24 protein-coding genes are annotated in these 22,792 nt (G+C 56.3%); 12 read left to right on the top strand and 12 right to left on the bottom strand.

Going from position 1 to position 22,792, the window contains the following annotated elements; translation table 11 throughout:
• Positions 1 to 57 precede the first annotated feature (57 nt).
• The 7 genes from pstC to ACR0B8_RS04950 all read left to right on the top strand — a co-directional run bounded on the left by pstC (position 58) and on the right by ACR0B8_RS04950 (position 7,338).
• Positions 58 to 1,530 carry a phosphate ABC transporter permease subunit PstC gene (gene pstC, locus ACR0B8_RS04980; RefSeq protein ID WP_170358486.1) on the top strand — a complete coding sequence of 491 codons (1,473 nt, stop codon included), beginning with the start codon at positions 58 to 60 and terminating at the stop codon, positions 1,528 to 1,530.
• Entirely contained in the window at positions 1,527 to 2,888 is a 1,362-nt protein-coding gene (gene pstA, locus ACR0B8_RS04975; RefSeq protein WP_170348717.1) for a phosphate ABC transporter permease PstA, read from the top strand. Before pstC ends, pstA begins: the two co-directional genes overlap by 4 nt.
• Positions 2,889 to 2,900: 12 nt before the next feature.
• Complete coding sequence (pstB, locus tag ACR0B8_RS04970) at positions 2,901 to 3,698, top strand: phosphate ABC transporter ATP-binding protein PstB (RefSeq protein ID WP_170375357.1); 798 nt, start codon at positions 2,901 to 2,903, stop codon at positions 3,696 to 3,698.
• A 16-nt stretch (positions 3,699 to 3,714) separates the two neighbouring features.
• Positions 3,715 to 4,416, top strand: a complete 702-nt coding sequence (phoU, locus tag ACR0B8_RS04965; RefSeq protein WP_058281268.1) for a phosphate signaling complex protein PhoU — start codon at positions 3,715 to 3,717, stop codon at positions 4,414 to 4,416.
• A gap of 12 nt (positions 4,417 to 4,428) precedes the next feature.
• The gene (gene phoB / locus ACR0B8_RS04960; protein ID WP_170348715.1) at positions 4,429 to 5,118 is read left to right on the top strand and encodes a phosphate regulon transcriptional regulator PhoB; all 690 of its coding nucleotides are present in this window, start codon (positions 4,429 to 4,431) and stop codon (positions 5,116 to 5,118) included.
• A gap of 110 nt (positions 5,119 to 5,228) precedes the next feature.
• Entirely contained in the window at positions 5,229 to 6,458 is a 1,230-nt protein-coding gene (locus ACR0B8_RS04955; RefSeq protein WP_170394102.1) for an acyl-CoA dehydrogenase, read from the top strand.
• Positions 6,459 to 6,570: 112 nt separating this feature from the next.
• Positions 6,571 to 7,338 carry an SDR family oxidoreductase gene (locus ACR0B8_RS04950; RefSeq protein WP_480657621.1) on the top strand — a complete coding sequence of 256 codons (768 nt, stop codon included), beginning with the start codon at positions 6,571 to 6,573 and terminating at the stop codon, positions 7,336 to 7,338.
• Here ACR0B8_RS04950 and ACR0B8_RS04945 read toward each other — a convergent pair.
• Both ACR0B8_RS04945 and ACR0B8_RS04940 read right to left on the bottom strand, forming a co-directional pair.
• Positions 7,335 to 8,204: an acyl-CoA thioesterase gene (locus tag ACR0B8_RS04945; protein ID WP_170394098.1), complete on the bottom strand. Its 870-nt coding sequence runs from the start codon at positions 8,202 to 8,204 to the stop codon at positions 7,335 to 7,337. The two genes, ACR0B8_RS04950 and ACR0B8_RS04945, sit on opposite strands and share 4 nt — an antisense overlap.
• 48 nt (positions 8,205 to 8,252) lie before the next feature.
• On the bottom strand, positions 8,253 to 9,473 hold the full coding sequence (locus tag ACR0B8_RS04940) for a serine hydrolase domain-containing protein (RefSeq protein ID WP_226688448.1): 1,221 nt from the start codon (positions 9,471 to 9,473) through the stop codon (positions 8,253 to 8,255).
• A 164-nt stretch (positions 9,474 to 9,637) separates the two neighbouring features.
• Here ACR0B8_RS04940 and ACR0B8_RS04935 point away from each other — a divergent pair, with 164 nt between their 5' ends.
• Entirely contained in the window at positions 9,638 to 10,243 is a 606-nt protein-coding gene (locus tag ACR0B8_RS04935; protein WP_226688449.1) for a 2-hydroxychromene-2-carboxylate isomerase, read from the top strand.
• Here the strand turns inward: ACR0B8_RS04935 and ACR0B8_RS04930 are convergent.
• Entirely contained in the window at positions 10,240 to 11,262 is a 1,023-nt protein-coding gene (locus tag ACR0B8_RS04930) for a phosphotransferase family protein (RefSeq protein ID WP_226688450.1), read from the bottom strand. The two genes, ACR0B8_RS04935 and ACR0B8_RS04930, sit on opposite strands and share 4 nt — an antisense overlap.
• 14 nt (positions 11,263 to 11,276) lie before the next feature.
• Positions 11,277 to 12,095 carry an SDR family oxidoreductase gene (locus tag ACR0B8_RS04925; RefSeq protein ID WP_170358469.1) on the bottom strand — a complete coding sequence of 273 codons (819 nt, stop codon included), beginning with the start codon at positions 12,093 to 12,095 and terminating at the stop codon, positions 11,277 to 11,279.
• A gap of 117 nt (positions 12,096 to 12,212) precedes the next feature.
• Between ACR0B8_RS04925 and ACR0B8_RS04920 the strand changes: the two genes are divergently transcribed.
• From ACR0B8_RS04920 to ACR0B8_RS04910, 3 genes are all read left to right on the top strand, one after another.
• On the top strand, positions 12,213 to 13,226 hold the full coding sequence (locus ACR0B8_RS04920) for an NADPH:quinone oxidoreductase family protein (protein WP_170375342.1): 1,014 nt from the start codon (positions 12,213 to 12,215) through the stop codon (positions 13,224 to 13,226).
• 93 nt (positions 13,227 to 13,319) lie between these two features.
• Entirely contained in the window at positions 13,320 to 13,769 is a 450-nt protein-coding gene (gene aroQ / locus ACR0B8_RS04915; protein WP_170505288.1) for a type II 3-dehydroquinate dehydratase, read from the top strand.
• Positions 13,766 to 14,521: a helix-turn-helix transcriptional regulator gene (locus tag ACR0B8_RS04910; protein WP_170358465.1), complete on the top strand. Its 756-nt coding sequence runs from the start codon at positions 13,766 to 13,768 to the stop codon at positions 14,519 to 14,521. The genes aroQ and ACR0B8_RS04910 overlap by 4 nt, the downstream gene beginning before the upstream one ends.
• A gap of 402 nt (positions 14,522 to 14,923) precedes the next feature.
• On the opposite strand, the gene tsf is transcribed toward ACR0B8_RS04910, so the two are convergent.
• The 5 genes from tsf to ACR0B8_RS04885 form a co-directional block, all read right to left on the bottom strand.
• Positions 14,924 to 15,799, bottom strand: a complete 876-nt coding sequence (tsf, locus tag ACR0B8_RS04905; RefSeq protein ID WP_170348704.1) for a translation elongation factor Ts — start codon at positions 15,797 to 15,799, stop codon at positions 14,924 to 14,926.
• 76 nt (positions 15,800 to 15,875) lie between these two features.
• Complete coding sequence (gene rpsB, locus ACR0B8_RS04900) at positions 15,876 to 16,676, bottom strand: 30S ribosomal protein S2 (RefSeq protein WP_170348703.1); 801 nt, start codon at positions 16,674 to 16,676, stop codon at positions 15,876 to 15,878.
• Between the two features lie 165 nt (positions 16,677 to 16,841).
• The gene (gene olsA / locus ACR0B8_RS04895; RefSeq protein WP_170394088.1) at positions 16,842 to 17,696 is read right to left on the bottom strand and encodes a lyso-ornithine lipid O-acyltransferase; all 855 of its coding nucleotides are present in this window, start codon (positions 17,694 to 17,696) and stop codon (positions 16,842 to 16,844) included.
• Entirely contained in the window at positions 17,683 to 18,438 is a 756-nt protein-coding gene (gene olsB / locus ACR0B8_RS04890; RefSeq protein WP_226688451.1) for an L-ornithine N(alpha)-acyltransferase, read from the bottom strand. The genes olsA and olsB overlap by 14 nt, the downstream gene beginning before the upstream one ends.
• Positions 18,439 to 18,536: 98 nt before the next feature.
• On the bottom strand, positions 18,537 to 18,719 hold the full coding sequence (locus ACR0B8_RS04885) for a DUF3553 domain-containing protein (protein WP_170348700.1): 183 nt from the start codon (positions 18,717 to 18,719) through the stop codon (positions 18,537 to 18,539).
• Between the two features lie 42 nt (positions 18,720 to 18,761).
• On the opposite strand from ACR0B8_RS04885, the gene ACR0B8_RS04880 reads away from it, so the two are divergent.
• On the top strand, positions 18,762 to 19,358 hold the full coding sequence (locus ACR0B8_RS04880) for a histidine phosphotransferase family protein (protein WP_226688452.1): 597 nt from the start codon (positions 18,762 to 18,764) through the stop codon (positions 19,356 to 19,358).
• On the opposite strand, the gene ACR0B8_RS04875 is transcribed toward ACR0B8_RS04880, so the two are convergent.
• From ACR0B8_RS04875 to obgE, 3 genes are read right to left on the bottom strand one after another with little or no spacing between them, the layout of a single operon-like run.
• Positions 19,355 to 20,617, bottom strand: coding sequence for a glutamate-5-semialdehyde dehydrogenase (locus ACR0B8_RS04875; RefSeq protein ID WP_170358456.1), 1,263 nt, complete (start codon positions 20,615 to 20,617; stop codon positions 19,355 to 19,357). The genes ACR0B8_RS04880 and ACR0B8_RS04875 overlap by 4 nt on opposite strands.
• Before the next feature lie 46 nt (positions 20,618 to 20,663).
• Positions 20,664 to 21,770, bottom strand: a complete 1,107-nt coding sequence (gene proB, locus ACR0B8_RS04870; RefSeq protein WP_170358454.1) for a glutamate 5-kinase — start codon at positions 21,768 to 21,770, stop codon at positions 20,664 to 20,666.
• Positions 21,758 to 22,792, bottom strand: coding sequence for a GTPase ObgE (gene obgE / locus ACR0B8_RS04865; RefSeq protein WP_226688453.1), 1,035 nt, complete (start codon positions 22,790 to 22,792; stop codon positions 21,758 to 21,760). Before obgE ends, proB begins: the two co-directional genes overlap by 13 nt.

The following is a 22,792-nucleotide window of genomic DNA, read 5'->3' as shown; positions in this document are numbered from 1 at the left end:
TTTCTTCACGCCCCGGTTCTTTTTGACTCAACTCACTGCCATCCTCACGGAGTTCTCATGGCGTTATCCTGGCTGTTGCTAATCCTGCTTGCGCTGGCAGTGATCGGATATTTCACGGGCCGTTCCCGAGCCCTGGCTAGCGCGGGGGGTAACGCCCGCGAACTGCATTCGTTGCCGTCTTATTACGGCTACAATGTTGCCTTTACGGCGCTTGTACCGGCCTTGGGCGTACTGATCATCTGGCTTTTGGTGCAGCCAATGATCATCGACAACGCAATATCCGGTTTGATCCCTGACAACGCGATCGCCGAAGGGTCGGATCGCGGCCTTGTTATGAGCGAGGTGCGCCGCGTGGCTGACGGCCTGAACGGTGCTGTTACCGCTGGCACGATGACCGAGGCACAAGCGCAGAACGCGAATGCGGATATTGATACACTGACCGCGGCCCTGAAGGACGCGGGCCAGGTTCTGACGCAAGATATCACCCAGCCAATCTTGATGGCCGCTCAGAAATACCGCAGCATGACCAGCAGCGGGTCTGTGGCGATGCAGGTCGTAGTACTGGCGCTGGCCTTGTTGGGTGCGGCCTTTGCTTATGTTAGCACGAATAAGGAATTCCGCGCGCGCAACGTGGTCGAGCAAGGCGTTCTGGCCTTGCTGCTACTGGCCGCGTCGATTGCTATTCTGACCACCGTAGGCATCGTCTTGTCGATGTTCTTCGAGACGCTGAACTTCTTCCAACTACACTCGTGGAAAGACTTTTTCTTCGGCAGCACCTGGGCCCCGAATTTCCGCGGTGGGAGTGAGCTGTCGATCCTGCCGCTTTTGTGGGGTACGCTCTATATCTCGGTGATTGCCCTGTTGGTGGCGGTGCCGATTGGCCTGTTTGCGGCTGTGTATCTGTCAGAATATGCCTCGACCGTGACGCGGTCGGTCGCGAAACCTTTGCTGGAAATCCTCGCGGGTATTCCAACCATCGTTTACGGCCTGTTTGCCTTGCTGACCGTGGGGCCTGCGCTGGTGTCCCTATTCGGAAATGGCGGCGCGTTGGGGCTGGGGTGGATGGCAAGTTCCAATGCCGTTCTGACCGCTGGTTTGGTGATGGGCATCATGCTAATCCCGTTTGTCTCATCACTGTCTGATGACATCATCAACGCGGTGCCACAGTCGATCCGCGATGGCTCGCTTGGACTGGGCGCGACGAAATCTGAAACCGTGCGTCAGGTGGTTCTGCCCGCCGCGCTGCCGGGGATCGTGGGCGCGATCCTGTTGGCCGCCAGCCGCGCCATTGGTGAGACGATGATCGTGGTGATGGCCGCCGGTGCAATCGCCAAATTCTCGGGCAACCCGTTCGAGGCAATGACCACCATTACAACCCGGATCGTCAGCCAGCTGACCGGCGACACCGACTTTGCCAGCCCCGAGACTCTGGTGGCCTTCGCACTGGGTCTGACACTGTTCATCATTACGCTGGGGCTGAACATCTTTGCCCTCTACATCGTACGCAAATACCGGGAGCAGTACGAATGACCGATATTTCCCAAACACCTGGCGCTGCTCCTGCGGCGAAACCCAAGGGCGGTTCGCTGTTTGAAAAGGACGCGCGCACCAAGCGGCGCAATGCGGCTGAAAGTCGGTTCAAGATGTACGGTGTCGCCGCAATCGGTATCGGGTTGCTGATGCTGGTCGTGCTGGTCACGAATATTGTGACCGCTGGGACAGGGGCCTTCCAGCAGACCTATCTTGAACTGAATGTCGAGCTAAAGGCCGACAAGCTTGATAAGAAGGGCAACCGCAATATTGAGGACATCAAGAAGGTTTCGACCTTCGGTTACGCGCCCCTTATTGCATCGGCTCTGGAAGCCGAAGTTCAAGAGCTGGGCATTCAGACTGATCTGAAACCCAAGGCAATGGGTAAAATCCTGTCCAAGGCAGCGCAAGCCGAGCTGCGCAATTACGTCATCGCCAACCCAGATGAGATCGGCAAAACGGTCAGTTTCCGCTTTTTGACCAACAGCCGCGTCGATGGCTATTTGAAGGGCCGCGTCACACGTGAGTCGATTGCCAACGATAAGAGCATCACGGTCGAACAACTTGATTTCGTTGATCAGTTGCGGGATGCGGGCGTGCTGTACAAAGCCTTCAACCCTGATTTCATCTTTGGCTCGGACGCATCTGATCAGCGGCCCGAGGCTGCGGGGATCGGTGTATCGATGCTGGGTTCGCTGTTCATGATGTTCGTGGTGCTTGCGCTAGCGCTTCCGATTGGCGTTGCGGCCTCAATCTATCTTGAGGAATTCGCACCGCAGAACCGACTGACTGATATCATTGAGGTAAACATTTCGAACCTCGCTGCCGTGCCGTCCATCGTGTTTGGTATTCTGGGTCTGGCCGTGTTCATCAACTATATGCACCTGCCGACATCCGCTCCTCTGGTCGGTGGTCTGGTGCTGACGCTGATGACCTTGCCGACGATCATCATATCGACCCGCGCGTCGCTGAAGGCGGTTCCGCCGTCGATCCGTGATGCAGCGTTGGGGGTAGGGGCCTCGAAAATGCAGGCGGTGTTCCATCACGTTCTGCCTCTGGCCGCGCCCGGCATCTTGACTGGCACGATCATCGGCCTGGCGCAGGCGCTGGGGGAAACCGCACCCCTACTGCTGATCGGAATGGTGGGCTTTATCGCCTCGAACCCACCGGATGGCATCGTCGCGGGCTTCCTGTCGCCAAACTCGGCCATGCCGGCGCAGATCTATGAATGGTCCAAGCGCGCCGACCCGGCCTTTTATGAACGCGCATGGGGGGGCATCATCATTCTGTTGATCTTCCTTGTGACAATGAACACCATCGCGGTACTTCTGCGCCGCCGCTTTGAACGCCGCTGGTAAAAGGGGCCCAAGATGAACCAGATGACAAGTGTGGAGAGAACCGTGGACTCCAAAAACATCAAGATCGCCGCGAATAACGTTCAGGTCCATTACGGCGATACGCACGCCATCAAAGACGTGAATGTTGAAATCGAGGACAAAACCGTCACGGCATTCATCGGGCCGTCGGGCTGCGGCAAGTCCACTTTTCTGCGGTGCTTGAACCGGATGAACGACACGATCGACATTTGCCGGGTGCAGGGCGATATCCTGCTGGATGGCGAGGATATCTATGACAAGCGCGTCGACCCAGTACAACTGCGTGCAAAAGTGGGCATGGTGTTTCAGAAACCCAATCCGTTCCCAAAGTCGATCTATGACAACGTGGCCTACGGTCCGCGCATTCACGGTCTTGCGAAAAACAAGGCGGAACTGGATGAAATCGTGGAAAAATCTCTGCGCCGCGGAGCGATCTGGGACGAGGTAAAGGACCGCCTGGACGCCCCTGGCACCGGTCTGTCCGGCGGTCAGCAACAGCGCCTGTGCATCGCCCGCGCTGTGGCGACGGAGCCCGAAGTTCTGCTGATGGACGAGCCATGCTCGGCCCTGGACCCGATTGCAACAGCACAGGTCGAAGAACTGATCGACGACCTGCGCGCGCGCTATTCAGTGGTGATCGTCACACACTCGATGCAGCAGGCCGCGCGGGTCAGCCAGAAGACTGCGTTTTTCCATCTGGGTAATTTGGTGGAATTTGGGGAAACCGGACAAATCTTTACCAATCCCGTCGATCCCCGCACGGAAAGCTACATCACCGGCCGGATCGGCTGAACACAGGTATTCAGATATGAGCGAACAACATATTGCATCCGCCTTCGACCGCGACCTAGAAGCCATTCAGGCCCATATCATGAAGATGGGCGGTCTGGTCGAAGCCGCCATCATGAACTCGGCCCGGTCCCTTGAAACACGAGACGAGGAACTGGCCCAGCAGGTCCGTCAGGGTGACAAGGCCATCGACGCTCTGGAAGAGTTGATCAACGAAGAAACCGCCCGCCTGATCGCGCTGCGTGCGCCGACCGCCAGCGATTTACGTCTGGTGCTGTCAGTTCTGAAGGTATCTGCCAACCTGGAACGCATCGGCGACTATTCCAAAAACATCGCCAAGCGCACCACGGTTCTGGCCAGTGGGGGGGATATCAACGGCAGCGCGGCTGCCTTGCGTCGTATGGCGCGCGAGGTTGAACGCATGCTGCGCGACGCACTGGACGCATATATTCAGCGTGATGCCGAACTGGCCGCCGAGGTGATCGACCGCGATGAAGAGGTCGACCAGATGTATAACGGTCTGTTCCGCGAATTGCTGACTTTCATGGCCGAGGACCCGCGCAATATCTCGTCCTGTATGCACCTGCATTTCATCGCCAAGAACATCGAGCGTATGGGCGACCATGTCACCGCGATTGCAGAACAGGTCGTGTATTTCGTCACCGGCGAGCGCCCGACCGAGGCGCGCCCGAAAGCCGATATAACCTCTCAATCCGCCTAGGAGTTCAGACGAATGTCCGCTGATCAACCAACCGTTCTGGTGGTCGAGGATGAACCGGCCCAGCGTGAAGTGCTGGCCTATAACCTCGAAGCTGAAGGGTTCCGCGTATCCAAGGCCGCCAATGGCGACGAAGCCATGCTGTTGGTCGATGAGGAACAGCCTGACATCATCGTATTGGATTGGATGATGCCGAATCTCAGCGGGATTGAGGTCTGTCGCCGTCTGAAGATGCGCCCTGATACACGCGCTATTCCGATCATTATGCTGTCGGCGCGCACGGAAGAGATCGATAAGGTGCGCGGTCTGGAAACCGGCGCAGATGATTACGTTGTCAAACCGTATTCAGTGGTAGAACTAATGGCGCGGGTGCGCACGCAACTGCGCCGGGTCCGCCCGGCAACGGTTGGTATACGTCTTGAATTTGACGACATCATTCTGGACGCGGAAACGCACAAGGTGAGCCGTAACAGCAAACCATTAAAGCTTGGCCCGACCGAGTTTCGCCTGCTGAGCACATTCATGGAAAAACCCGGCCGCGTCTGGAGCCGCGAGCAACTGCTTGACCGGGTTTGGGGCCGCGATATCTATGTCGATACGCGCACCGTAGACGTCCATATCGGTCGGTTGCGAAAAGCGCTGACGCAGCATGGCGGCAAGGACCCGGTTCGAACCGTTCGCGGCGCCGGTTACGCTCTGGGTTGAAGGCCGGGCAGGGGTATGAGTTTTGCTCATAGTCAGATGCCAAACTCTTACTGTCTTTTGCTGAAAGGCCGGGTTAGTTTGCCGCGAAGCTGATTGAGCGGAGAAGCACCATGAACGCCCCTGACACCAAGCCAACTCTGCGCGCCAAAGATGCGCCTGATATGGGTAAATTCACATGGGATGATCCTTTTCGTTTGTCCGATCAACTGACGGAAGACGAACGTATGATCGCCGCCAGCGCCAACGCTTATGCGCAGGAAAAGCTGCAACCAAGGGTGACCAAGGCCTATCAGAACGAAGAAACCGACCCCGAGATATTCCGCGAAATGGGTGAAATGGGCCTGCTGGGCACCACGATCCCCGAGGAATACGGCGGACTGGGGGCAGGGTACGTGTCCTACGGTCTGGTCGCGCGCGAAGTTGAGCGTGTAGATTCGGGCTATCGCTCGATGATGTCAGTGCAAAGCTCATTGGTGATGTACCCGATTTATGCCTATGGCAGCGAAGAACAGCGCCGGAAATACCTGCCGAAACTGGCCAGCGGTGAATGGATCGGGTGTTTCGGTCTGACCGAGGCTGATGCAGGATCGGATCCGGCCGGTATGAAAACCCGGGCCGAGAAAATTGATGGCGGATACCGTTTGACCGGCAGCAAGATGTGGATCTCGAACTCTCCGATTGCGGATGTGTTCGTGATTTGGGCCAAGTCTGATGCCCATGACGGTAAGATCCGTGGCTTTGTCTTGGACAAAGGTCTTAAGGGACTGAGCGCTCCGAAAATTCAGAACAAGCTGAGCCTACGGGCGTCGATCACCGGCGAAATCGTTTTGGACGGCGTCGAGGTCGACGAAAACGCGCTGTTGCCGCATGTACAGGGGCTGAAAGGTCCGTTTGGTTGTTTAAACCGTGCGCGTTATGGCATCAGCTGGGGCGTGATGGGGGCGGCTGAAAACTGCTGGCACGCCGCGCGCGAATACGGGTTGGATCGAAAACAATTCAATCGTCCGCTAGCGCAGACGCAGTTGTTTCAACGCAAGCTGGCAGATATGCAGACCGAAATCTCATTGGGTTTGCAGGCAAGCCTGCGCGTTGGCCGTCTGATGGACGAAGCGAATGCCGCACCCGAGATGATTTCGATCGTCAAGCGCAACAACTGCGGCAAAGCGCTGGATATCGCGCGGATGTCGCGGGATATGCACGGCGGTAACGGTATCTCGCTGGAGTTCCATGTCATTCGCCACATGGTCAATCTTGAGACTGTGAATACCTATGAAGGGACCCATGATGTGCATGCGCTGATCCTGGGGCGGGCTCAAACCGGGTTGCAGGCATTCTATTAAGGTTATCGTGTAATTGGTATTATGTTAATAAGATGATATGCCTGATATGCAAATTACACCATTTTAACAATGGATTACGACGGTTCACTGAACCGTCGTTTGAATAAGCTGAATGGAACTGCGCGGAAAAACTGTGGTTGTCACCGGTGCCGCTCAGGGTATTGGCAAAGGTCTGGCTGAGCGGTTCGCCAAAGACGGTGCCACTGTTGTCTGTTCAGATATCGACCAGCGCGGCGCAAAATCCGTGGCCTCACAGATCGGAGGTCACGGACTGGCATGCGATGTGTCGAGCGAAGACGATATCAAAACTCAGATCAACACTGTTGAAAACGAAATTGGACCCATTGATCTTTTCTGTGCCAATGCCGGTATTCTGACACTTGGCGGTCTGGATGTTCATGACCAGGATTGGGATCGCATCTGGAAAATCAATGTCATGTCCCACGTCTGGACCGCGCGCCATATGGTGCCGCGTATGGTTGCGCGTGGTGGTGGTTATATCATGATCACGGCGTCTGCGGCTGGCTTGCTAAATCAACCAGGCGCCGCACCGTATGCCGTCACAAAGCATGCGGCAGTCGGATTTGCCGAGTGGCTGTCAATTACATACGGCCAGAAAGGTTTGCGTGTGTCCGTTCTATGCCCACAGGCGGTTCGCTCCGAAATGACGCGCGGGCATGAAACTTCGGTCGCTGCAATAGACGGCATGTTAGAGCCTGAAGAAGTGGCTGATGCCTGTCTTTCAGCTATTCAGTCCGAGCAATTTCTGGTCCTGCCGCATCCCGAGGTTCGGGATTACATGCAACTTAAAGCTGGTGACTACGATCGCTGGCTGTCCGGAATGCAAAAGCTAAATCAGCGGTTTATCGAAGACACCTAAGGTTTGTGCCGCACCTTGCGCATCAAACCTTCTTGCGCCACCGAAGCGACCAGTGTGCCGTCTTGGGCATAAATGGACCCACGATTGAAATTACGTCCCTGCCCGCTCCAGGGAGAATCCATTGCGTATAGATGCCAGTTTTCGAAATGTATCGGCGCGTGGAACCACAAAGCGTGATCCAGGCTTGCTCCGTTGACGTCTCCGGCAAACCAACTAAGCCCATGCGGGCGCAGGCCGGACGTCATCAGGTACATGTCAGACGCATAAGCCAGAATCAGATGTTGCGTCACCGGATCAGTTCCGGCGGCAGCTTTCATGCGAAACCAGATCTGGTTTCGGTCGTCTGATTTTTCGGGGGAAAATGGATTTTGGTGATCCACTTCGCGCACCTCGATTGGACGTTCTCGCAGCAGTTCGTCGCGTAATTTTTCGGGAACCTGGTCCACGTATCTTTGGCGCAATTCCTCGCGGGCCGGATAAGCTTCGGGTGCTTTGGTCTGCGGCATGGCGTGCTGGTGATCCCATCCTTCGTCCTGAACATGAAACGAGGCTGACATGTTGAGGATTTGTTTGCCGTGTTGGATCGCAACGACGCGACGTGTGGTCATGGAACCTCCATCACGCGCTCTATCAACTTGATAAATAACAGGAATAGACGGATCACCAGCGCGAATGAAATAAGCGTGCAGTGAGTGGCACAGGCGATCTTCGACAGTTCGATAAGCCGCTGCTAGGGCCTGAGCGATCACCTGACCTCCGAATATGCGCGTTGGTGTTTCACCTCCGGATCCTGTGCCACGGAACAGATCAACCTCAAGCCTTTCGATGTCCAAAAGGTCAAGAAGAATACGTTCTGCTTCGGTCATGTTGCGGTCTCCGGGTGTTTTAAGTCTTGGGTATCAGCGGTCAGAACGTCATTCAATCAATGCCCCGAGGACAAGCGCCTTTAGCTCTGCCCGCGATGGGTATGAACTGGAGGGTGACAACTGGGTGAAGAAGACTGTGGTCAGGTCGTTGACCCGGTCGATCCAAAAGTATGTCGACGCCATGCCGCCCCAGCCAAAATCCCCCAATGAGCCTGGCACTCGGGTTCGACCGGGGTTTATCACCACAGCACCGCCCAAGCCGAATCCTGTACCCTCCATGGGCTGTTCTGCGAAACTTTGCGGACCCATCGCGGCGATGTCGCCTGGCAAATGGTTGCGCAGCATGTAGTCGACGTTTTTAGGACCTAAAAAGCGATGGCCCGCGCCCTGCCCGCGATTTCGCAACATCTCCGCAAACCGTGAATAGTCGTCGATCGTGCCAACCAAGCCGCCACCACCCGAAAACGTCGTGGCGTTTTCGAACGGAGACCCTTTGGCCTGATCAACCAGCCGCAGGGTCTCGGCACCGGTTTGTGCCGAATTCAAGGCCATCGCGTCCCCGGCCAACGGAGTGTACAGCGACGCAAACCGATCCCCTGCCCCTTTTGGCACTGAAAATCCGGTGTCCTTCATTTCAAGCGGTTCAAGAACTTCCGTCGCGAAAAACTGATCCAGGGTTTGGCCCGAAACAACCTCGATCACGCGGCCAATAACGTCGATGCCCACGGAGTATTCCCAGCGAGCCCCCGGTTGGAACGCCAGAGGCAGAGCAGCGAGGTCGCAAACGCGGTCGGCCAAAAGACCCTGATCTGGTTTGAACATAAGGTCCTGTTCATCCATCGCTTGTGGCAGCACTCCGGGGTTGAAGGGATAGCTGAACCCACTTGTATGCGTCAGGAGTTGATGCAGCGTCGGCGTAGGTGCGTCTTCGGTTTGATCTAGCCGCGCGGCCCCCGGAATCAGTGCCTGCATTTTGGAAAATTCTGGCAGAAATTCTGATAGTTGCGCATCGAGGTGAAACAAACCCCGCTCGGCCAGCATCATCAGAGCGACAGTGGTGATCGGTTTGGTCATTGAATAAATGCGCACAACTGTATCGCGCTGAAAATCCAGATCATCTTCAAGGCTTCTTTTGCCGCAGGCGTTGAAAAACACCTCGGAGCCTTTGTGTTTCACCAACAGGGAGTTGCCCGCGTATTTTCGCTCATCGACATAACGCTGCATCCAGTCGGCAATGCGGCTCAGGCGGTTCGCGTCGAAGTTTGTCATTGATGATTAACCCTTTGGTACATGGGCGCGATCTTGCGGGCTTACGTGCTGAATTGACAGGGAAATCGACCACACGGACTGCAAGCCTGATACACTAGGGTCGTAGCGGATTCGCTTGTCACGAGTTGGTTCATTTCCAGTGTTCAAATTCTCGGAGGAGCAACATGGCGCAACATATAGATTTCGTTTATGATTTTTGTAGTCCCAATGCATTTTTGGCGTTTAAGACCTTGCCGGATTTGGCAAGCGAATACGGTGTGCAGGTGAACAATGTGCCGGTCCTGCTGTCGACGGTTTTCAAGGTGACCAACAACCAAAGCCCGTTTCAGGCTTTTTCGGAAAACCGTCAGAAATCGGCCTATCTGACTCATGATCTGCATCGATTTGCGCGCACGCGGGGCCTGAGCTTTCACATGAGTCCTCATTTTCCGATTAACACCAAATTTGCCATGCGTGGGGCTGTGTTTGCGTCCGGAAAACCCTGGGAAGACAAATATATGAACGCTGTTTTCGATGCGATTTGGGTGCATGGTCAGAAGGTCGATGAACTGGGTGTTCTGTCGGAAATCATGCAAGAGAACGATCTGCCAGCGCGTAAAATACGCGAGGCGATGACCAGCGTCGACATCAAGCAACAACTGAAAGACCAGACCAAGGCTGCCGTAAAACGCGGTGTGTTCGGCGTTCCCAGCATGTTTGCGGGGTCCGAAATGTTCTTTGGCAAGAATAGTCTGGGAAATCTAGGGTTGGAGCTGTCAAAGACCCCTTAGCTTTCTATGGCTTCCAGCCCGTGGCGTGCGAATATTGGAACATACGAACCAAGTATCATCGCCCGTTCCGGGTCGGAAGCATTTCCGTCCTGCGCGCGTTTAAAGACCCCCTGCAAAATCGCGGCCATACGAAAGAAGTTGAAGGCTAGATAAAACCCGAAATTGTCGATCCCGGAAAGGCCACGACGCTGGCAATACTGATCGATAAATGCCTGATCTGAGGGCAGGCCTAGACTTGCCCGATCAATTCCGGCCAGACCCCTGCCCTCGGCACCCGGCGGCATCTGCCACTGCATGATCACTGCCGCCAAATCTGCATACGGATGCCCGATCGTCGACAATTCCCAATCCAGAACCCCGATGCACTGTGTGCCGTCTTTCTCAAACATCAGATTGTCGATACGGTAATCACCATGCACCAGCGTTCTTTGGCCGTCATCTACGGGTATCGAACCTTCAAGGGCGGTCATCAGCGCATCCATCTCGGGGATATTTGCGGTCTCAGAGGCGCGGTACTGTTTGATCCAGCGCGCAATCTGGCGTTCAAAGTAGTTTCCGGGCGGGCCATAGTCAGATAGTCCGGCGGCATCGATATCCACCTCGTGGAGGTCAGCCAGTACACGGTTCACTTCATCCAGCACGGCGGAGCGGGTGGCATCGGTTTCCCCGCTCAATGTAGGTTCTAGAAATACGCGCCCTTCCAGATGCTCCATAACATAAAAAACCGACCCGATGACATCACCATCCTCGCACAGCAGGTACATTTTGGGGACCGGTACGGCACTGTTGGCCAACGCGCTTTGAACACGGAATTCCCGATCCACCGCATGGGCAGATTTCAATAACGCACCCGGAGGCTTGCGACGCAGAACATAAGACTGATCGGGGGTCCTCAGCAAAAAGGTCGGGTTGGATTGTCCTATCGCAAACTTTCTCGCCTGCAACGGCCCACAATAGCCCGGAAGATGCGACTTGAGGTACGCATCCACAGCCGTCAGATCCAAACTCGTACTGTCCATCTACGCCTGAATCCTCACAAAGCTTCGGCAAATATGTTCCCGGCCGTCTCGACGTTGATCCCACCGGACACCGGGATCACTGCACCGGTGACATAGCTGCCGCCACGACCGCATAGGAATAGCATACAGCCGGCAATATCCTCATCACGCCCAACCCGACCCAAAGGAACCGAGTTACCAACCCTTTCGCGTGTCTCTTCATCGGCCGTGGCAAAGGCAGTCATCTTCGAGACGAACGGCCCCGGTGCCAGCGCGTTGACCGTGATGTGGTAGGGCGAAAACTCCTTGGCCATGATCTTGGTCAGGTGCAGCACTGCCGCTTTCGAAGCCGAGTAGCTATAGGCCCCATCGCCCATTGGCACCTCACCCATGACCGAACCGACATTGACCACTCGCGCCGGGTCGTCAACTAAGCCAGACTGCATCAGCATCGGCAACAGTTTTTGGGTCAGCTCGAACAAACCCGCGACATTGACCGTCATAACTTTATCCCAGGCCTCATGTGGGAATTGTCCCATCGGCGCACCCCAGGTTACGCCTGCATTATTCATCAGGATATCAAGGCGATCTGTTCGCTTGTTAACCTCGGATACAAGCGCCGCGATTCCATCTTTGGTTGCAACATCACCGCCGAACCCTTCGGCATGACCGAGCGCATCCAAAGCGTTCAGCTCAGCCGCAACGGCTTCGCAGGCGTCTGCTTTGCGGGATGCGATCAGAACACGCGCCCCTGCCCGCACCAATGCCTCGGCCGCCATTCGCCCGATGCCTGTTGCGCCACCGGTGACCAGTGCGGTTTTGCCTTGCAATGAGAATAACGTGTCGGGGGTCATGGTCTGCTCCTCGGTAAAGTGGCTATAGGCACGTCTGGGAAATGGTTGATTTCTTGACAACTCATTGGTCCGCGCCAAAGCTCCTCATATCCGAATAACAGGGATAACGGGATTAATATGCAAGCTTTACTCAGCGTCGCGCCGGGCGGGCCAGATACACTAGAGCTGACCAGCCTGCCTGATCCAGTACCGGGTAAAGGCGAATTGCTGATCGGGGTTAGGGCCGCAGGCGTTAATTTCCCCGACACACTGATCATTCAGGACCTCTATCAGATCAAGCCACCCCGCCCCTTTGCGCCGGGCGGTGAAATCGCCGGGGACGTTCTGGCCATTGGCGAAGGTGTGACCGGTTTCAACGTTGGAGACCGTGTTCTGGCGCTGACCGGGCATGGCGGGTTTTCAACACATCTAACAATCCCCGCTGCAACCGCCATTAAATTCCCAGGCTCGATGCCATACGAGGATGCGGCCTGCTTTGTCTTTACCTACGGCACGTCCTATCACGCGTTGAAAGACCGCGCTGCCCTGCAGCCCGGGGAAACCCTGTTGGTGCTGGGCGCTGCTGGAGGGGTCGGGTCTGCCGCGATCGAGCTGGGCAAGGCCATGGGTGCACGTGTGATTGCCGCAGTCTCATCGCCAGACAAAGCGGATTTTTGCCGAGATTTGGGGGCGGATGAAACGCTTATCTACTCCCGTGAGATGAACAAAGAGGCACAAAAAGAATTCTCATCGGGAATCAAAGATTTGGCAGGGCCGTTAGGTGTAAATGTCGTTTATGATGCTGTAGGTGGAGATTATGCGGAACCTGCGCTGCGTAGTATGGCCTGGGCCGGGCGATATCTTGTGATCGGTTTCCCGGCGGGCATTCCCAAAATACCTCTGAACCTGCCATTGCTGAAAAGCTGCCAAATTGTAGGGGTTTTTTGGGGCGCATCGGTGCTACGTGATCCTGTAGGGCATTCTAAAAATGTGAATGATTTGTTCAAGTTATACGTCGATGCTCGTATAAAACCGCGGATCAGCGCCAAATATCCGTTCGACCTTGCCTCCAAAGCTCTGACTCATCTGGCCAACCGTTCTGCCCTTGGTAAAATCGTGGTGACAATGCCTGCAAGGGCTGAACATGATTGACGGTTTCTTTAATCGCTCGCCCTATACGCGCGTTGGCCGGTGGACATTCCCACCTGTTCGCGTTTAAGAAACTGGTATGGGAACAGTGAAATAATGCACAAAGCTCTGATTTTGAATGGTCCGAACCTGAACCTTTTGGGCACCCGACAACCTGAGGTTTATGGAAGCACCACGCTGGAGATGGTTGAGAATCTGTGCGTCAGCCACGGATCTTCCATCGGTCTGGACGTGTCGTGCTTTCAGTCAAACCACGAAGGTGCCCTGATTGATGCCATCCACGCGGCCAAGGGGGATCAGGACGGTATTGTTCTGAACGCAGGTGCTTATACGCATACCTCAATCGCCCTGATGGATGCGATTGCTTCCGTTGAACTTCCAATGATCGAGGTCCACCTGTCCAACATCCATGCCCGCGAAGAATTCCGGCACGTTTCGTATATCTCGAAGGTGGCGATCGGCCAGATTTGTGGCTTTGGCCCGCAAGGCTATGTGATGGCTCTGGACGGATTGGCGACGCATCTGAAAGGCGGGTCGACTGCATGAAGCTGAGCGAATACCTGCACTTTCTCAGCTATACCAAAACTTTGGAAGAGCTTTGGGACGCCCATTGCCGTCAGATGGCCGAATACGGGTTTGATCGGCTGATCTATGGCTACACCCAATACCGCACCGAGACATCGCTGGGTGATCCAGAGGATTTCGTGATTCTGACCAATCATGGAAAGTCCTATCTGGATGGATTCCTGCGTGGTGGCCTGTATTTTCATGCTCCGATGTTGAAATGGGCGCTAAGCAACGAAGGTGCCGCCAGTTGGAATATTGCCCAGGATTTGGTGTCCAACCGCGGATTAACACAGCAAGAACTGGACGTTCTGGAATTCAATCGAAAGCACGGCGTTGCGTTCGGATATACGGTCAGTTTCACCTCGGTTTCGATGCGTTCCAAGGGGGCGATTTCCCTTTCCGCCGGAAATGCGACCAGCCAGGACGAAGTGGATGCGATGTGGGATGAGCATGGTGACGATATCCTGCTGATGAACAATGTTGCGCATCTTAAAATCCTCACCCTGCCCTATAACGCGCCGAACCGAGCGCTGACCAAGCGCCAGCGTGAAGCGTTGCAATGGGTCGGTGACGGCAAGACCACCCAGGACATTGCCCTATTGATGGGGCTGACATCGGCTACGGTCGAAAAACATCTGCGATTGGCGCGCGAGGCGCTGTCGGTGGAAACCACAGCTCAGGCCGTTCTGAAGGCGTCACTACAGAATCAGATGTTCGTTATGGAGGCCTAAGGTATGGAGGCCTAAGGTCCGAAAATTGACGCTGAGGGGCGTCAATTTACCCTAGGTAAGGAAATCATGACTTTCCAATCTGGGGGGCTGGTTGCAAAGTGAGAGTGTTCCGTGAGTGGTGGCTTTAGCCAGGGAACATTTGGTTGGATCTTTGTAATACCAAGGCTCTCCAATCGCTCTGACATAAAGGCGCCTATTTGTCCGCGTCAGTTTGTCGGAATTTTGAGGGGCCTCGACCATCCCCATCATGCGGGGCCCCTCATACCTTTTCAGAAAGGTTCAGGACGCGAGTGCGTCCTTTTTTATTGGCTAATGGCTTGAGTGGCCTAAAAAAAACCGGCCACGACTTGCGCGACCGGTATCTTTGGCTCCCCGAACTCTGCAGAGTTTGGGAGTGCTTTTTTAGCCTTGTGCGGCTTTAGCAACTTCTGCTGCGAAGTCTTCTTTTTCGACAACGATGCCTTCGCCAACTTCCAGACGGACAAAGCCGGTGATGGTTGCGCCTGCCTCTTTCGCCGCTGCTTCAACGGTCAGGTCAGGGTTCACAACGAAAGACTGGTTCAGCAATGTGGATTCAGCGACGAATTTCTTCATGCGACCAACGATCATCTTTTCGATCACCTGCTCCGGCTTGCCGGATTCGCGGGCAATGTCCATCTGAACCTGCTTTTCTTTTTCAACAACAGCCGGGTCCATGTCTGCCTCGGACAGGGCCGCCGGGTTCACAGCTGCGATGTGCATTGCAACTTGTTTGCCGATGGCTTCATCGCCGCCAGACAGAGCAACCAGAACACCGATTTTGCCCATGCCGTTGGTGGCCGCATTGTGGACATAGGACACAACAGTGTCGCCCGACAGCTTGGCCATACGACGGACCGACATGTTCTCACCAATGGTGGCGATTTTGTCGGTCAGGGTGTCCGCAACATTCTTGCCACCTAGATCAGCAGCCAGCAGCGCCTCGACATTGTCGACGCCTTCTGCGGCATACGCGATCTTGCCAACCATTTCCTGGAACTCGGCGTTTTTCGCGACAAAGTCGGTTTCCGAGTTCACTTCGACAGCAACACCGTTGCCACCGTTGACGTGAACAGCGACCAGACCTTCTGCAGCGGTACGGCCCGATTTCTTGGCCGCCTTGGCCAGGCCCTTGGTGCGCAGCCAGTCAACGGCTTCGTCCATGTTACCTTCGGTTTCGGTCAGCGCTTTTTTCGCGTCCATCATGCCTGCGCCGGTCGAGTCGCGCAGTTCTTTAACCATTGCTGCTGTGATTGCCATCTCTTGGCTCTCCTCAATTCAAACGGAATTGGGGCAGGTCTACCCTGCCCCATATGTCATTTAGGTGACGGGCAGCTTACGCTTCGGCTTTGGCTTCCGGCGCGGCTTCTTCTGCGGGTGCTTCTTCCGCAACGGCTTCTTCAACCGGAGCTTCTTCGAACGCACCCAGATCAACGCCTGCTGCACCCATCTGCGCGGTCATACCGTCCAGAGCGGCCCGTGCGGCCAGATCGCAGTACAGCGCAATCGCGCGCGCCGCGTCGTCGTTGCCGGGAATGATGTAATCAACACCGTCGGGCGAGCAGTTGGTGTCGACAACGGCCACAACCGGGATACCCAGTTTGTTGGCTTCGGCGATGGCCAGTGCTTCTTTTTTGACGTCGATGACGAACAGCAGATCAGGAACACCGCCCATTTCGCGGATACCGCCCAGCGAAGCCTGCAATTTGCCCTGGTCACGTTCCATGCCCAGACGCTCTTTCTTGGTCAGGCCCTCGGCGCCCGATTCCATGGCTTCGTCGATCTGGTTCAGACGGTTGATCGACTGAGAAACGGTTTTCCAGTTGGTCAGCGTGCCGCCCAGCCAGCGGTGGTTCATGTAGTACTGAGCCGACTTTTCAGCTGCTTCAGCGACGGGCTGAGCTGCCTGACGCTTGGTGCCGACAAAAAGAACGCGGCCACCTTTTGCGACGGTGTCACGAACGGCTTGCAGAGCCTGATCCAGCATCGGAACGGTCTGAGTCAGGTCCATGATGTGGATACCATTGCGCGAGCCGTAGATGAACGGGCCCATGCGGGGATTCCAACGCTGTGTCTGGTGACCAAAGTGAACGCCAGCTTCCAGCAGCTGACGCATGGTGAACTCGGGAAGAGCCATGCTATTTTCCTTTTCCGGTTTACGCCTGGGCGGGGGTGAAAGAAGCGGATGCTCCAACCGGCGGTCTTAATGAGGATGTCTCCCTCAAAAAGCCCAAACCCCGCCTGCGGGTTTGAATGGCGCGCGTATACGGCAGGTTTTCAGGTAGTGCAAGGGCTTTCGCCCTTATTTTTCAAGCCGCGCGAGTGCGTGCGCGTGGCGTACAGCTTCTTCGCAATGCGCCGCCAGCGTCTTGCGACTTTCAAAATCGCTGACCTTGGCAGGGGCGTGATAGATCAGTTCGACCGCCCCTTGCTTGCGCGCACCCAGCGTTTTCAAAAGGTGTGGGGCGAAATCCATATCTCCCCACCAGCCATAAAACCGGTCGGGTTGCCCTTTAGGCGCGTGATACACAACCGAGACTGGCTGCACATACATGAAATCTCGCAATTCATCTGCGAAGAACGCGGCGAAAAGAGTTGTTTTAAAAGGTAAAACGCGCTGCCCGTCGGTCGAGGTTCCTTCGGGGAAAAACAGCAGCTTATGACCAGCTTTCAAGCGAGTTTCGAATATTCTTGTCTGTTCTCTTGCTTTCTTGCGGTCCCGCTCGATGAACACGGTTCCTGTTGCACGGGCAAGCCAGCCGATACCGGGCCATTTGGCCACCTCGGCCTTGGACACGAAATAGACGCGCTTGCGTGCATTCAAGGCGAAAATGTCCAGCCATGACGTGTGATTTGCAACCACAGCGCCGCGCTGTTGCATCAATTCGCCCGAGGTTCGAAACCGTATCCCGAGGATCCGAAACGCATTGCGGCAGACAAATTGCGAAATAAACGGCGTTACGGGGCGGCGCACGCCGTACAACGGACGCTCGATCAAGCGCACCACTAATAGAACTAGCAAACCTCCAAACACCAATACGGCCAGTGGTAATCCGCGGAGAAAAACCAACATCCACCCCACCAACCCCAGTTTGATGGGGTCTGGTTCATCCTCGCTGTTCCAAAGCGGTTCGTTCACCAATTTATGCCCCGCCATAGATGCGTTTCTGCCGCTCGTTCATGCGGGCCGTATCGAGGATCAGGCAAACATCAGTGGTGTTGAATGAATGGTCGATGAACGCGCCTTCTCCCACGAAACCTCCTAGGCGAAGATAGGCCTTGATCAATGCCGGAACCTGAACTATCGCAGCTCGGCGATCCAGATCGGCGGGCGCAACAAGATCCATGGATTCAAATACTTCTGGTTGTGCCCTCACCCTCAAATCAGGCGGCGCGAGATGGTTGTGATGCAGCATCGACAAGGGCTGCGCCAATTCCTGAACATCCGTTCCGTGAAAGCTGGCGACACCGAACAGAACTTCGATATCACGCTCGTTTACATAGGCCGCCAATCCGTTCCACAGGTGATACATCGCAGTGCCCCCGCGATAGTCACGGTGGACGCATGAACGGCCGAGTTCCAACAGCTTGCGACCGCTTTGCTTCAAAACAGTCAGATCGTATTCATCTTCGGAATAAAACTGCCCCAGTTCTACAGCACGTTCGCCCGGTAATAGCCTGTAAACGCCAACAACTTCGCCTGTCAGGTCGTCTATCGCCAGCATGTGATCAAAATACGGATCGAACTTGTCGCGCTCCAGTCCGGCGTCATGATCCACCATCTCTCCGCCACCGCCCAGTTCGCGAACAAACACGTCATAGCGCAGCCGTTGGGCAGCGCGCAGTTCGTCCTCGGTCTGTGCAAGTTTGATGGTAAAGGAAGGGCCTGCGTCCGGCATTGATGGTTCCGTTCTTGTTTGCGCGCTGATACCGCAGTTTCCGTAGGGATGGCAACAAGAGCGGATTTGCGGGGCCGTTAACCTTTCCTAAACCAGTTTCACAGATCAAAGACCGGCATCAGGGCGATGCGCGTTCCGTCAATCACCACTTTCCCCTGCTCGCGAAAGTTCACGGTGATCTTGCCCCCGATGTTGGACTGCACCTGTCCAACGCCCCAATCGGGGTAATCGGGGTGGCGGACGTACATGCCCGGTGCAAGAATAGCATTAAGGTCTGTCATGCGAGGGCTCCGGTCCGGCGGCAGATGCAGCAGGAGGTACGCATGAGCGACACCACAGTCAACCTGGCCGAGTTGATCGGGTCCCGGATCTGTCACGATTTGATCAGCCCCATCGGGGCGATCACCAACGGTCTGGAGCTGCTTGAGATGGTTGGCGCAGTCCAGGGGCCTGAGATGGAACTTATCTCGGGCAGTGTTGGCAGTGCCGGGGCGCGGATTCGGTTTTTCCGCGTGGCGTTTGGTTCAGCCAGCGATCAGCCCTTGGGCCGAACCGAGGTCTCGGAACTGTTAAAGGATGTCGAACGCGCAGGCCGCGTGCGCGTCAACTGGCACCTGACCGAGGCGGTGCCGCGTAATCAGGTCAAACTGGCATTTCTGGCGTTGATGTGCTGCGAAAACGCCATGCCTTTTGGGGGCGAAGTGACCATCGGTCAAAATGGTGAAAGCTGGACGGTCACAGGATCAGCCGACAAGCTGAATGTGGATAATGACCTTTGGAAAAACCTGCCGACCGGGCGATACCCCAATAAAGTCACGCCCGCACAGGTGCAGTTTGCTCTTTTGCCAAAGACTGCCACGTCGGTGGGGCGGCGGGTTGTGGCGGAAACCACCTCAACCCGCGTTGTGATCCGGTTTTAAGACCGGGTCGTTCCATTCCCGCGCACAAGATACTGAAAGCTGGTCAGCTGCGCCGCACCCACCGGGCCACGCGCATGCATCTTACCGGTCGCAATGCCGATCTCAGCGCCCATACCAAACTCACCCCCATCGGCAAATTGGGTTGAGGCATTGTGCATCAGGATTGCACTGTCGAGCCGTTCGAAGAACCGTGCAGCGGCGGTCTCGTCCTCGGTCATGATGCAGTCGGTATGGTCCGAGCCATTGAGGCGGATATGCGCGATGGCTTCGTCAATATCAGCGACCGGTCTCGCCGCGATGATACTGTCGAGGAATTCCTTTCCCCAATCATCGGCCGTCGCAGCCACGGTGCCATTCTGGGCCAGCGCGCCTTCGGCGTGAACCTCAACACCTGCGGCCATTAGCGCAGCGATGACGTCGCGTCCCAGTGTTTCCACCACATCCTGATGGATCAACAGGCATTCGGCTGCGCCGCAGATTCCGGTCCGCCGGGTTTTGGCGTTCATCACCACGTTCAGCGTTTTCTGCGGATCGGCGGCTTTGTCGATGTAGATATGCACGATGCCTTCAAGATGCGCGAAAACAGGCACGCGCGCCTCGCGCTGCACCAGCCCCACCAGGCCTTTACCTCCGCGCGGGACGATAACATCGACATAATCCGTCAGGGTAAGCAATTCCTGAACCGCGGCGCGGTCTCGCGTCGGCACCAGTTGGATGGAATCCTCGGGCAGGTTGGCGGCCTTTAGCCCTTGGACTAGACAAGCGTGGATGGCGCCCGAAGAATGAAAGCTCTCGGACCCGCCACGAAGGATCACCGCGTTGCCCGATTTCAGGCACAGCGCGCCGGCATCTGCTGTCACATTGGGGCGGCTTTCATAGATCACACCGATCACACCCAAAGGCGTGCGCACACGCTGGATATGCAAACCCGAGGGCATGTCCCATTCGGTCAGCACCTCGCCCACAGGATCAGCCTGATCCGCGACCGTGCGCAGCCCGTCAACCATGCCCTGAATGCGCGCCTCGTCCAGCATCAGGCGATCCATCATTGCCGGGCTCAGACCTTTTTCACGACCGAATTCCAGGTCTTTCTTGTTGGCCTCGATGATTCTGGCACGGTTGGCCCAAACCGCATCAGCGGCGGCGATCAGGGCTGCATGTTTCCGTTCGGCGCTGGCAAAAGCCAATTCGGCCGAGGCTTTCTTGGCGCGTTTTCCAAGATCGGCCATCAGTGTGGGGATGCTGTCGAAATCCTTCATCTCAGATGCCTTTCAGTCGGTCTTTTGGTGTTCTAACATCGCTCGGCTACCGCGCCAAATCGTCTCGGTGGATCAGCACGGCCCTGCCCGGATAACCCAGAGTCGCCTCGATTTCCGAGGACTTTCGCCCCTTGATCGCGTCTGCTTCTTGCGCGGTGTAGCGGCTGAGGCCCTGTGCCAAGCGCCGCGCTTCTGGGTCCAGAATGGCCACAGGATCGCCACGGCCAAAGTCTCCGGTCACTTCGACGATCCCGGCAGGCAACAGGCTTTTACCGTTGCCAAGTGCCCGGGCTGCGCCGGCGTCCACCACGATTTCACCACGCGGTTTCATCGCTGAGATCCACCGTTTCCGGGCCGCATGTGGGTCCAGGGTCGCGGTGAACCAAGTGCAATTCGCGCCGTTTTCAAGTGATTTCAGAGGGTTAAGCGGCGATCCTTCAGTAATCGCCATATCACACCCTGCGGCTGTCGCCATCTTAGCAGCCAGCAGCTTTGTCTTCATTCCGCCTTTGGACAGGCCTGACCCAGCGTCACCCGCCATCTGTTCGATCTTAGGCGTAATTTCTTCGATCACGTCGTAACGGGTGGCCGAGGCGTCCTCATTCGGGTTGCCGGTATAGAAACCGTCCACGTCGGATAGCAGGATCAACTGATCCGCGCCCACCGTGACAGCGATTTGTGCCGCAAGGCGGTCATTGTCGCCATAGCGGATTTCATCCGTTGCGACCGTATCGTTTTCGTTGACGATAGGCACGACACCCAAACCCAGCAAAGTTTCAAGCGTCGCGCGTGAGTTGAGATAGCGGCGGCGGTCGGCGCTGTCCTCCAACGTCACTAAGACCTGCGCGGTAGTAATCTTGTGCGGCGTTAACGCCTCCTCGTACGCGCGAGCCAGCCGGATCTGACCTACAGCAGCGGCAGCCTGAGATTTCTCCAGCGGCAATGCCTCCATCGGCAACCCCAAGACCCCGCGACCCAACGCGATAGACCCGGATGACACCAAAATGACGTCCGTTCCCTGCCCCTTTAACCAAGCTACGTCCTGCGCCAAGGAGTGCAGCCAGTCCGAGCGCAAAAGGCCCGTGTCCCGATCCACCAGCAAGGCGGACCCGATCTTGACCACCAGACGCTTGGCTGAGGTCAGGGTTGCCACGTCTTCGCCTCCTCAACGGGCTTTTGCCGCAGGCGGTTTTCGTCAATCTGGGTACGCAATGCGCGCAGAACCTCGGTCACGCCCAGATGCGCCACACCGGACATTGTCATGACGGGGCCGCCGACGGCCTCTTCCAGCTCGGCCTTAGCCGCTTCGCGTTCTTCGTCATCCAGTGCGTCGACCTTGTTCAGCACCGTAATACGAGGTTTCTCAGCCAGTTCGCCGCCATAAGCCTCAAGCTCGTGAATAATGGTCCGGTAGTCATCAGCCACGGTCTCAGACGTTCCATCGACCAGATGCAGCAGAACGGCGCAGCGTTCCACGTGACCGAGAAAACGATCTCCGATCCCGCGGCCTTCGTGGGCGCCTTCGATCAGGCCGGGAATGTCAGCCACGACAAACTCGACGTTATCAACGCCGACCACACCCAGGTTCGGGTGCAGCGTGGTAAAGGGATAATCCGCAATTTTCGGACGGGCGTTGGATGTTGCGGCCAGAAAGGTCGACTTTCCAGCATTGGGCATGCCCAGCAAGCCCACATCGGCGATCAGTTTCAGCCGTAGCCAGATCGTACGGTCGATCCCCGCCTGCCCCGGATTGGCCCGGCGCGGGGCCTGGTTGGTGGCAGATTTGAAGTGCAGGTTGCCGAAGCCGCCATTGCCGCCTTTGGCCAGCAAAACCCGCTGACCGACCTCAGTCAGATCGCAGATGATGGTTTCTTCGTCTTCGTCCAGAATCTCGGTACCAACCGGCACCCGCAAGACAATGTCGTCGCCGTCCTTGCCGGTGCGCTGCTGACCCCGACCGGGTTGACCGTTTTTGGCAAAGAAATGCTGCTGATAGCGGAAATCGATCAGGGTGTTCAACCCGTCAACGACCTCGGCCCAGACAGACCCGCCCTTACCGCCGTCGCCGCCATCGGGACCGCCGTATTCGATGTACTTTTCGCGCCGAAAGCTGACGCAGCCGCCACCTCCGGCACCGGACCGGATGTAGACCTTTGCAAGATCGAGAAATTTCAT

The sequence above is a fragment of the Ruegeria sp. BH6 genome (genome assembly GCF_056538105.1).
The sequence above is the reverse complement of the archived record's forward strand: the minus strand, read 5'-3'. Positions and strand labels throughout refer to the sequence as shown.

What these genes read in the sequence shown, in the direction of transcription:
- pstC (WP_170358486.1), top strand. Translation starts at nt 58, where the DNA reads ATGGCGTTATCCTGGCTGTTGCTAATCCTGCTTGCGCTGGCAGTGATC.
- pstA (WP_170348717.1), top strand. Translation starts at nt 1,527, where the DNA reads ATGACCGATATTTCCCAAACACCTGGCGCTGCTCCTGCGGCGAAACCC.
- pstB (WP_170375357.1), top strand. Translation starts at nt 2,901, where the DNA reads ATGAACCAGATGACAAGTGTGGAGAGAACCGTGGACTCCAAAAACATC.
- phoU (WP_058281268.1), top strand. Translation starts at nt 3,715, where the DNA reads ATGAGCGAACAACATATTGCATCCGCCTTCGACCGCGACCTAGAAGCC.
- phoB (WP_170348715.1), top strand. Translation starts at nt 4,429, where the DNA reads ATGTCCGCTGATCAACCAACCGTTCTGGTGGTCGAGGATGAACCGGCC.
- ACR0B8_RS04955 (WP_170394102.1), top strand. Translation starts at nt 5,229, where the DNA reads ATGAACGCCCCTGACACCAAGCCAACTCTGCGCGCCAAAGATGCGCCT.
- ACR0B8_RS04950 (WP_480657621.1), top strand. Translation starts at nt 6,571, where the DNA reads ATGGAACTGCGCGGAAAAACTGTGGTTGTCACCGGTGCCGCTCAGGGT.
- ACR0B8_RS04945 (WP_170394098.1), bottom strand. Translation starts at nt 8,204, where the DNA reads ATGACCGAAGCAGAACGTATTCTTCTTGACCTTTTGGACATCGAAAGG.
- ACR0B8_RS04940 (WP_226688448.1), bottom strand. Translation starts at nt 9,473, where the DNA reads ATGACAAACTTCGACGCGAACCGCCTGAGCCGCATTGCCGACTGGATG.
- ACR0B8_RS04935 (WP_226688449.1), top strand. Translation starts at nt 9,638, where the DNA reads ATGGCGCAACATATAGATTTCGTTTATGATTTTTGTAGTCCCAATGCA.
- ACR0B8_RS04930 (WP_226688450.1), bottom strand. Translation starts at nt 11,262, where the DNA reads ATGGACAGTACGAGTTTGGATCTGACGGCTGTGGATGCGTACCTCAAG.
- ACR0B8_RS04925 (WP_170358469.1), bottom strand. Translation starts at nt 12,095, where the DNA reads ATGACCCCCGACACGTTATTCTCATTGCAAGGCAAAACCGCACTGGTC.
- ACR0B8_RS04920 (WP_170375342.1), top strand. Translation starts at nt 12,213, where the DNA reads ATGCAAGCTTTACTCAGCGTCGCGCCGGGCGGGCCAGATACACTAGAG.
- aroQ (WP_170505288.1), top strand. Translation starts at nt 13,320, where the DNA reads ATGCACAAAGCTCTGATTTTGAATGGTCCGAACCTGAACCTTTTGGGC.
- ACR0B8_RS04910 (WP_170358465.1), top strand. Translation starts at nt 13,766, where the DNA reads ATGAAGCTGAGCGAATACCTGCACTTTCTCAGCTATACCAAAACTTTG.
- tsf (WP_170348704.1), bottom strand. Translation starts at nt 15,799, where the DNA reads ATGGCAATCACAGCAGCAATGGTTAAAGAACTGCGCGACTCGACCGGC.
- rpsB (WP_170348703.1), bottom strand. Translation starts at nt 16,676, where the DNA reads ATGGCTCTTCCCGAGTTCACCATGCGTCAGCTGCTGGAAGCTGGCGTT.
- olsA (WP_170394088.1), bottom strand. Translation starts at nt 17,696, where the DNA reads ATGGCGGGGCATAAATTGGTGAACGAACCGCTTTGGAACAGCGAGGAT.
- olsB (WP_226688451.1), bottom strand. Translation starts at nt 18,438, where the DNA reads ATGCCGGACGCAGGCCCTTCCTTTACCATCAAACTTGCACAGACCGAG.
- ACR0B8_RS04885 (WP_170348700.1), bottom strand. Translation starts at nt 18,719, where the DNA reads ATGACAGACCTTAATGCTATTCTTGCACCGGGCATGTACGTCCGCCAC.
- ACR0B8_RS04880 (WP_226688452.1), top strand. Translation starts at nt 18,762, where the DNA reads ATGAGCGACACCACAGTCAACCTGGCCGAGTTGATCGGGTCCCGGATC.
- ACR0B8_RS04875 (WP_170358456.1), bottom strand. Translation starts at nt 20,617, where the DNA reads ATGAAGGATTTCGACAGCATCCCCACACTGATGGCCGATCTTGGAAAA.
- obgE (WP_226688453.1), bottom strand. Translation starts at nt 22,792, where the DNA reads ATGAAATTTCTCGATCTTGCAAAGGTCTACATCCGGTCCGGTGCCGGA.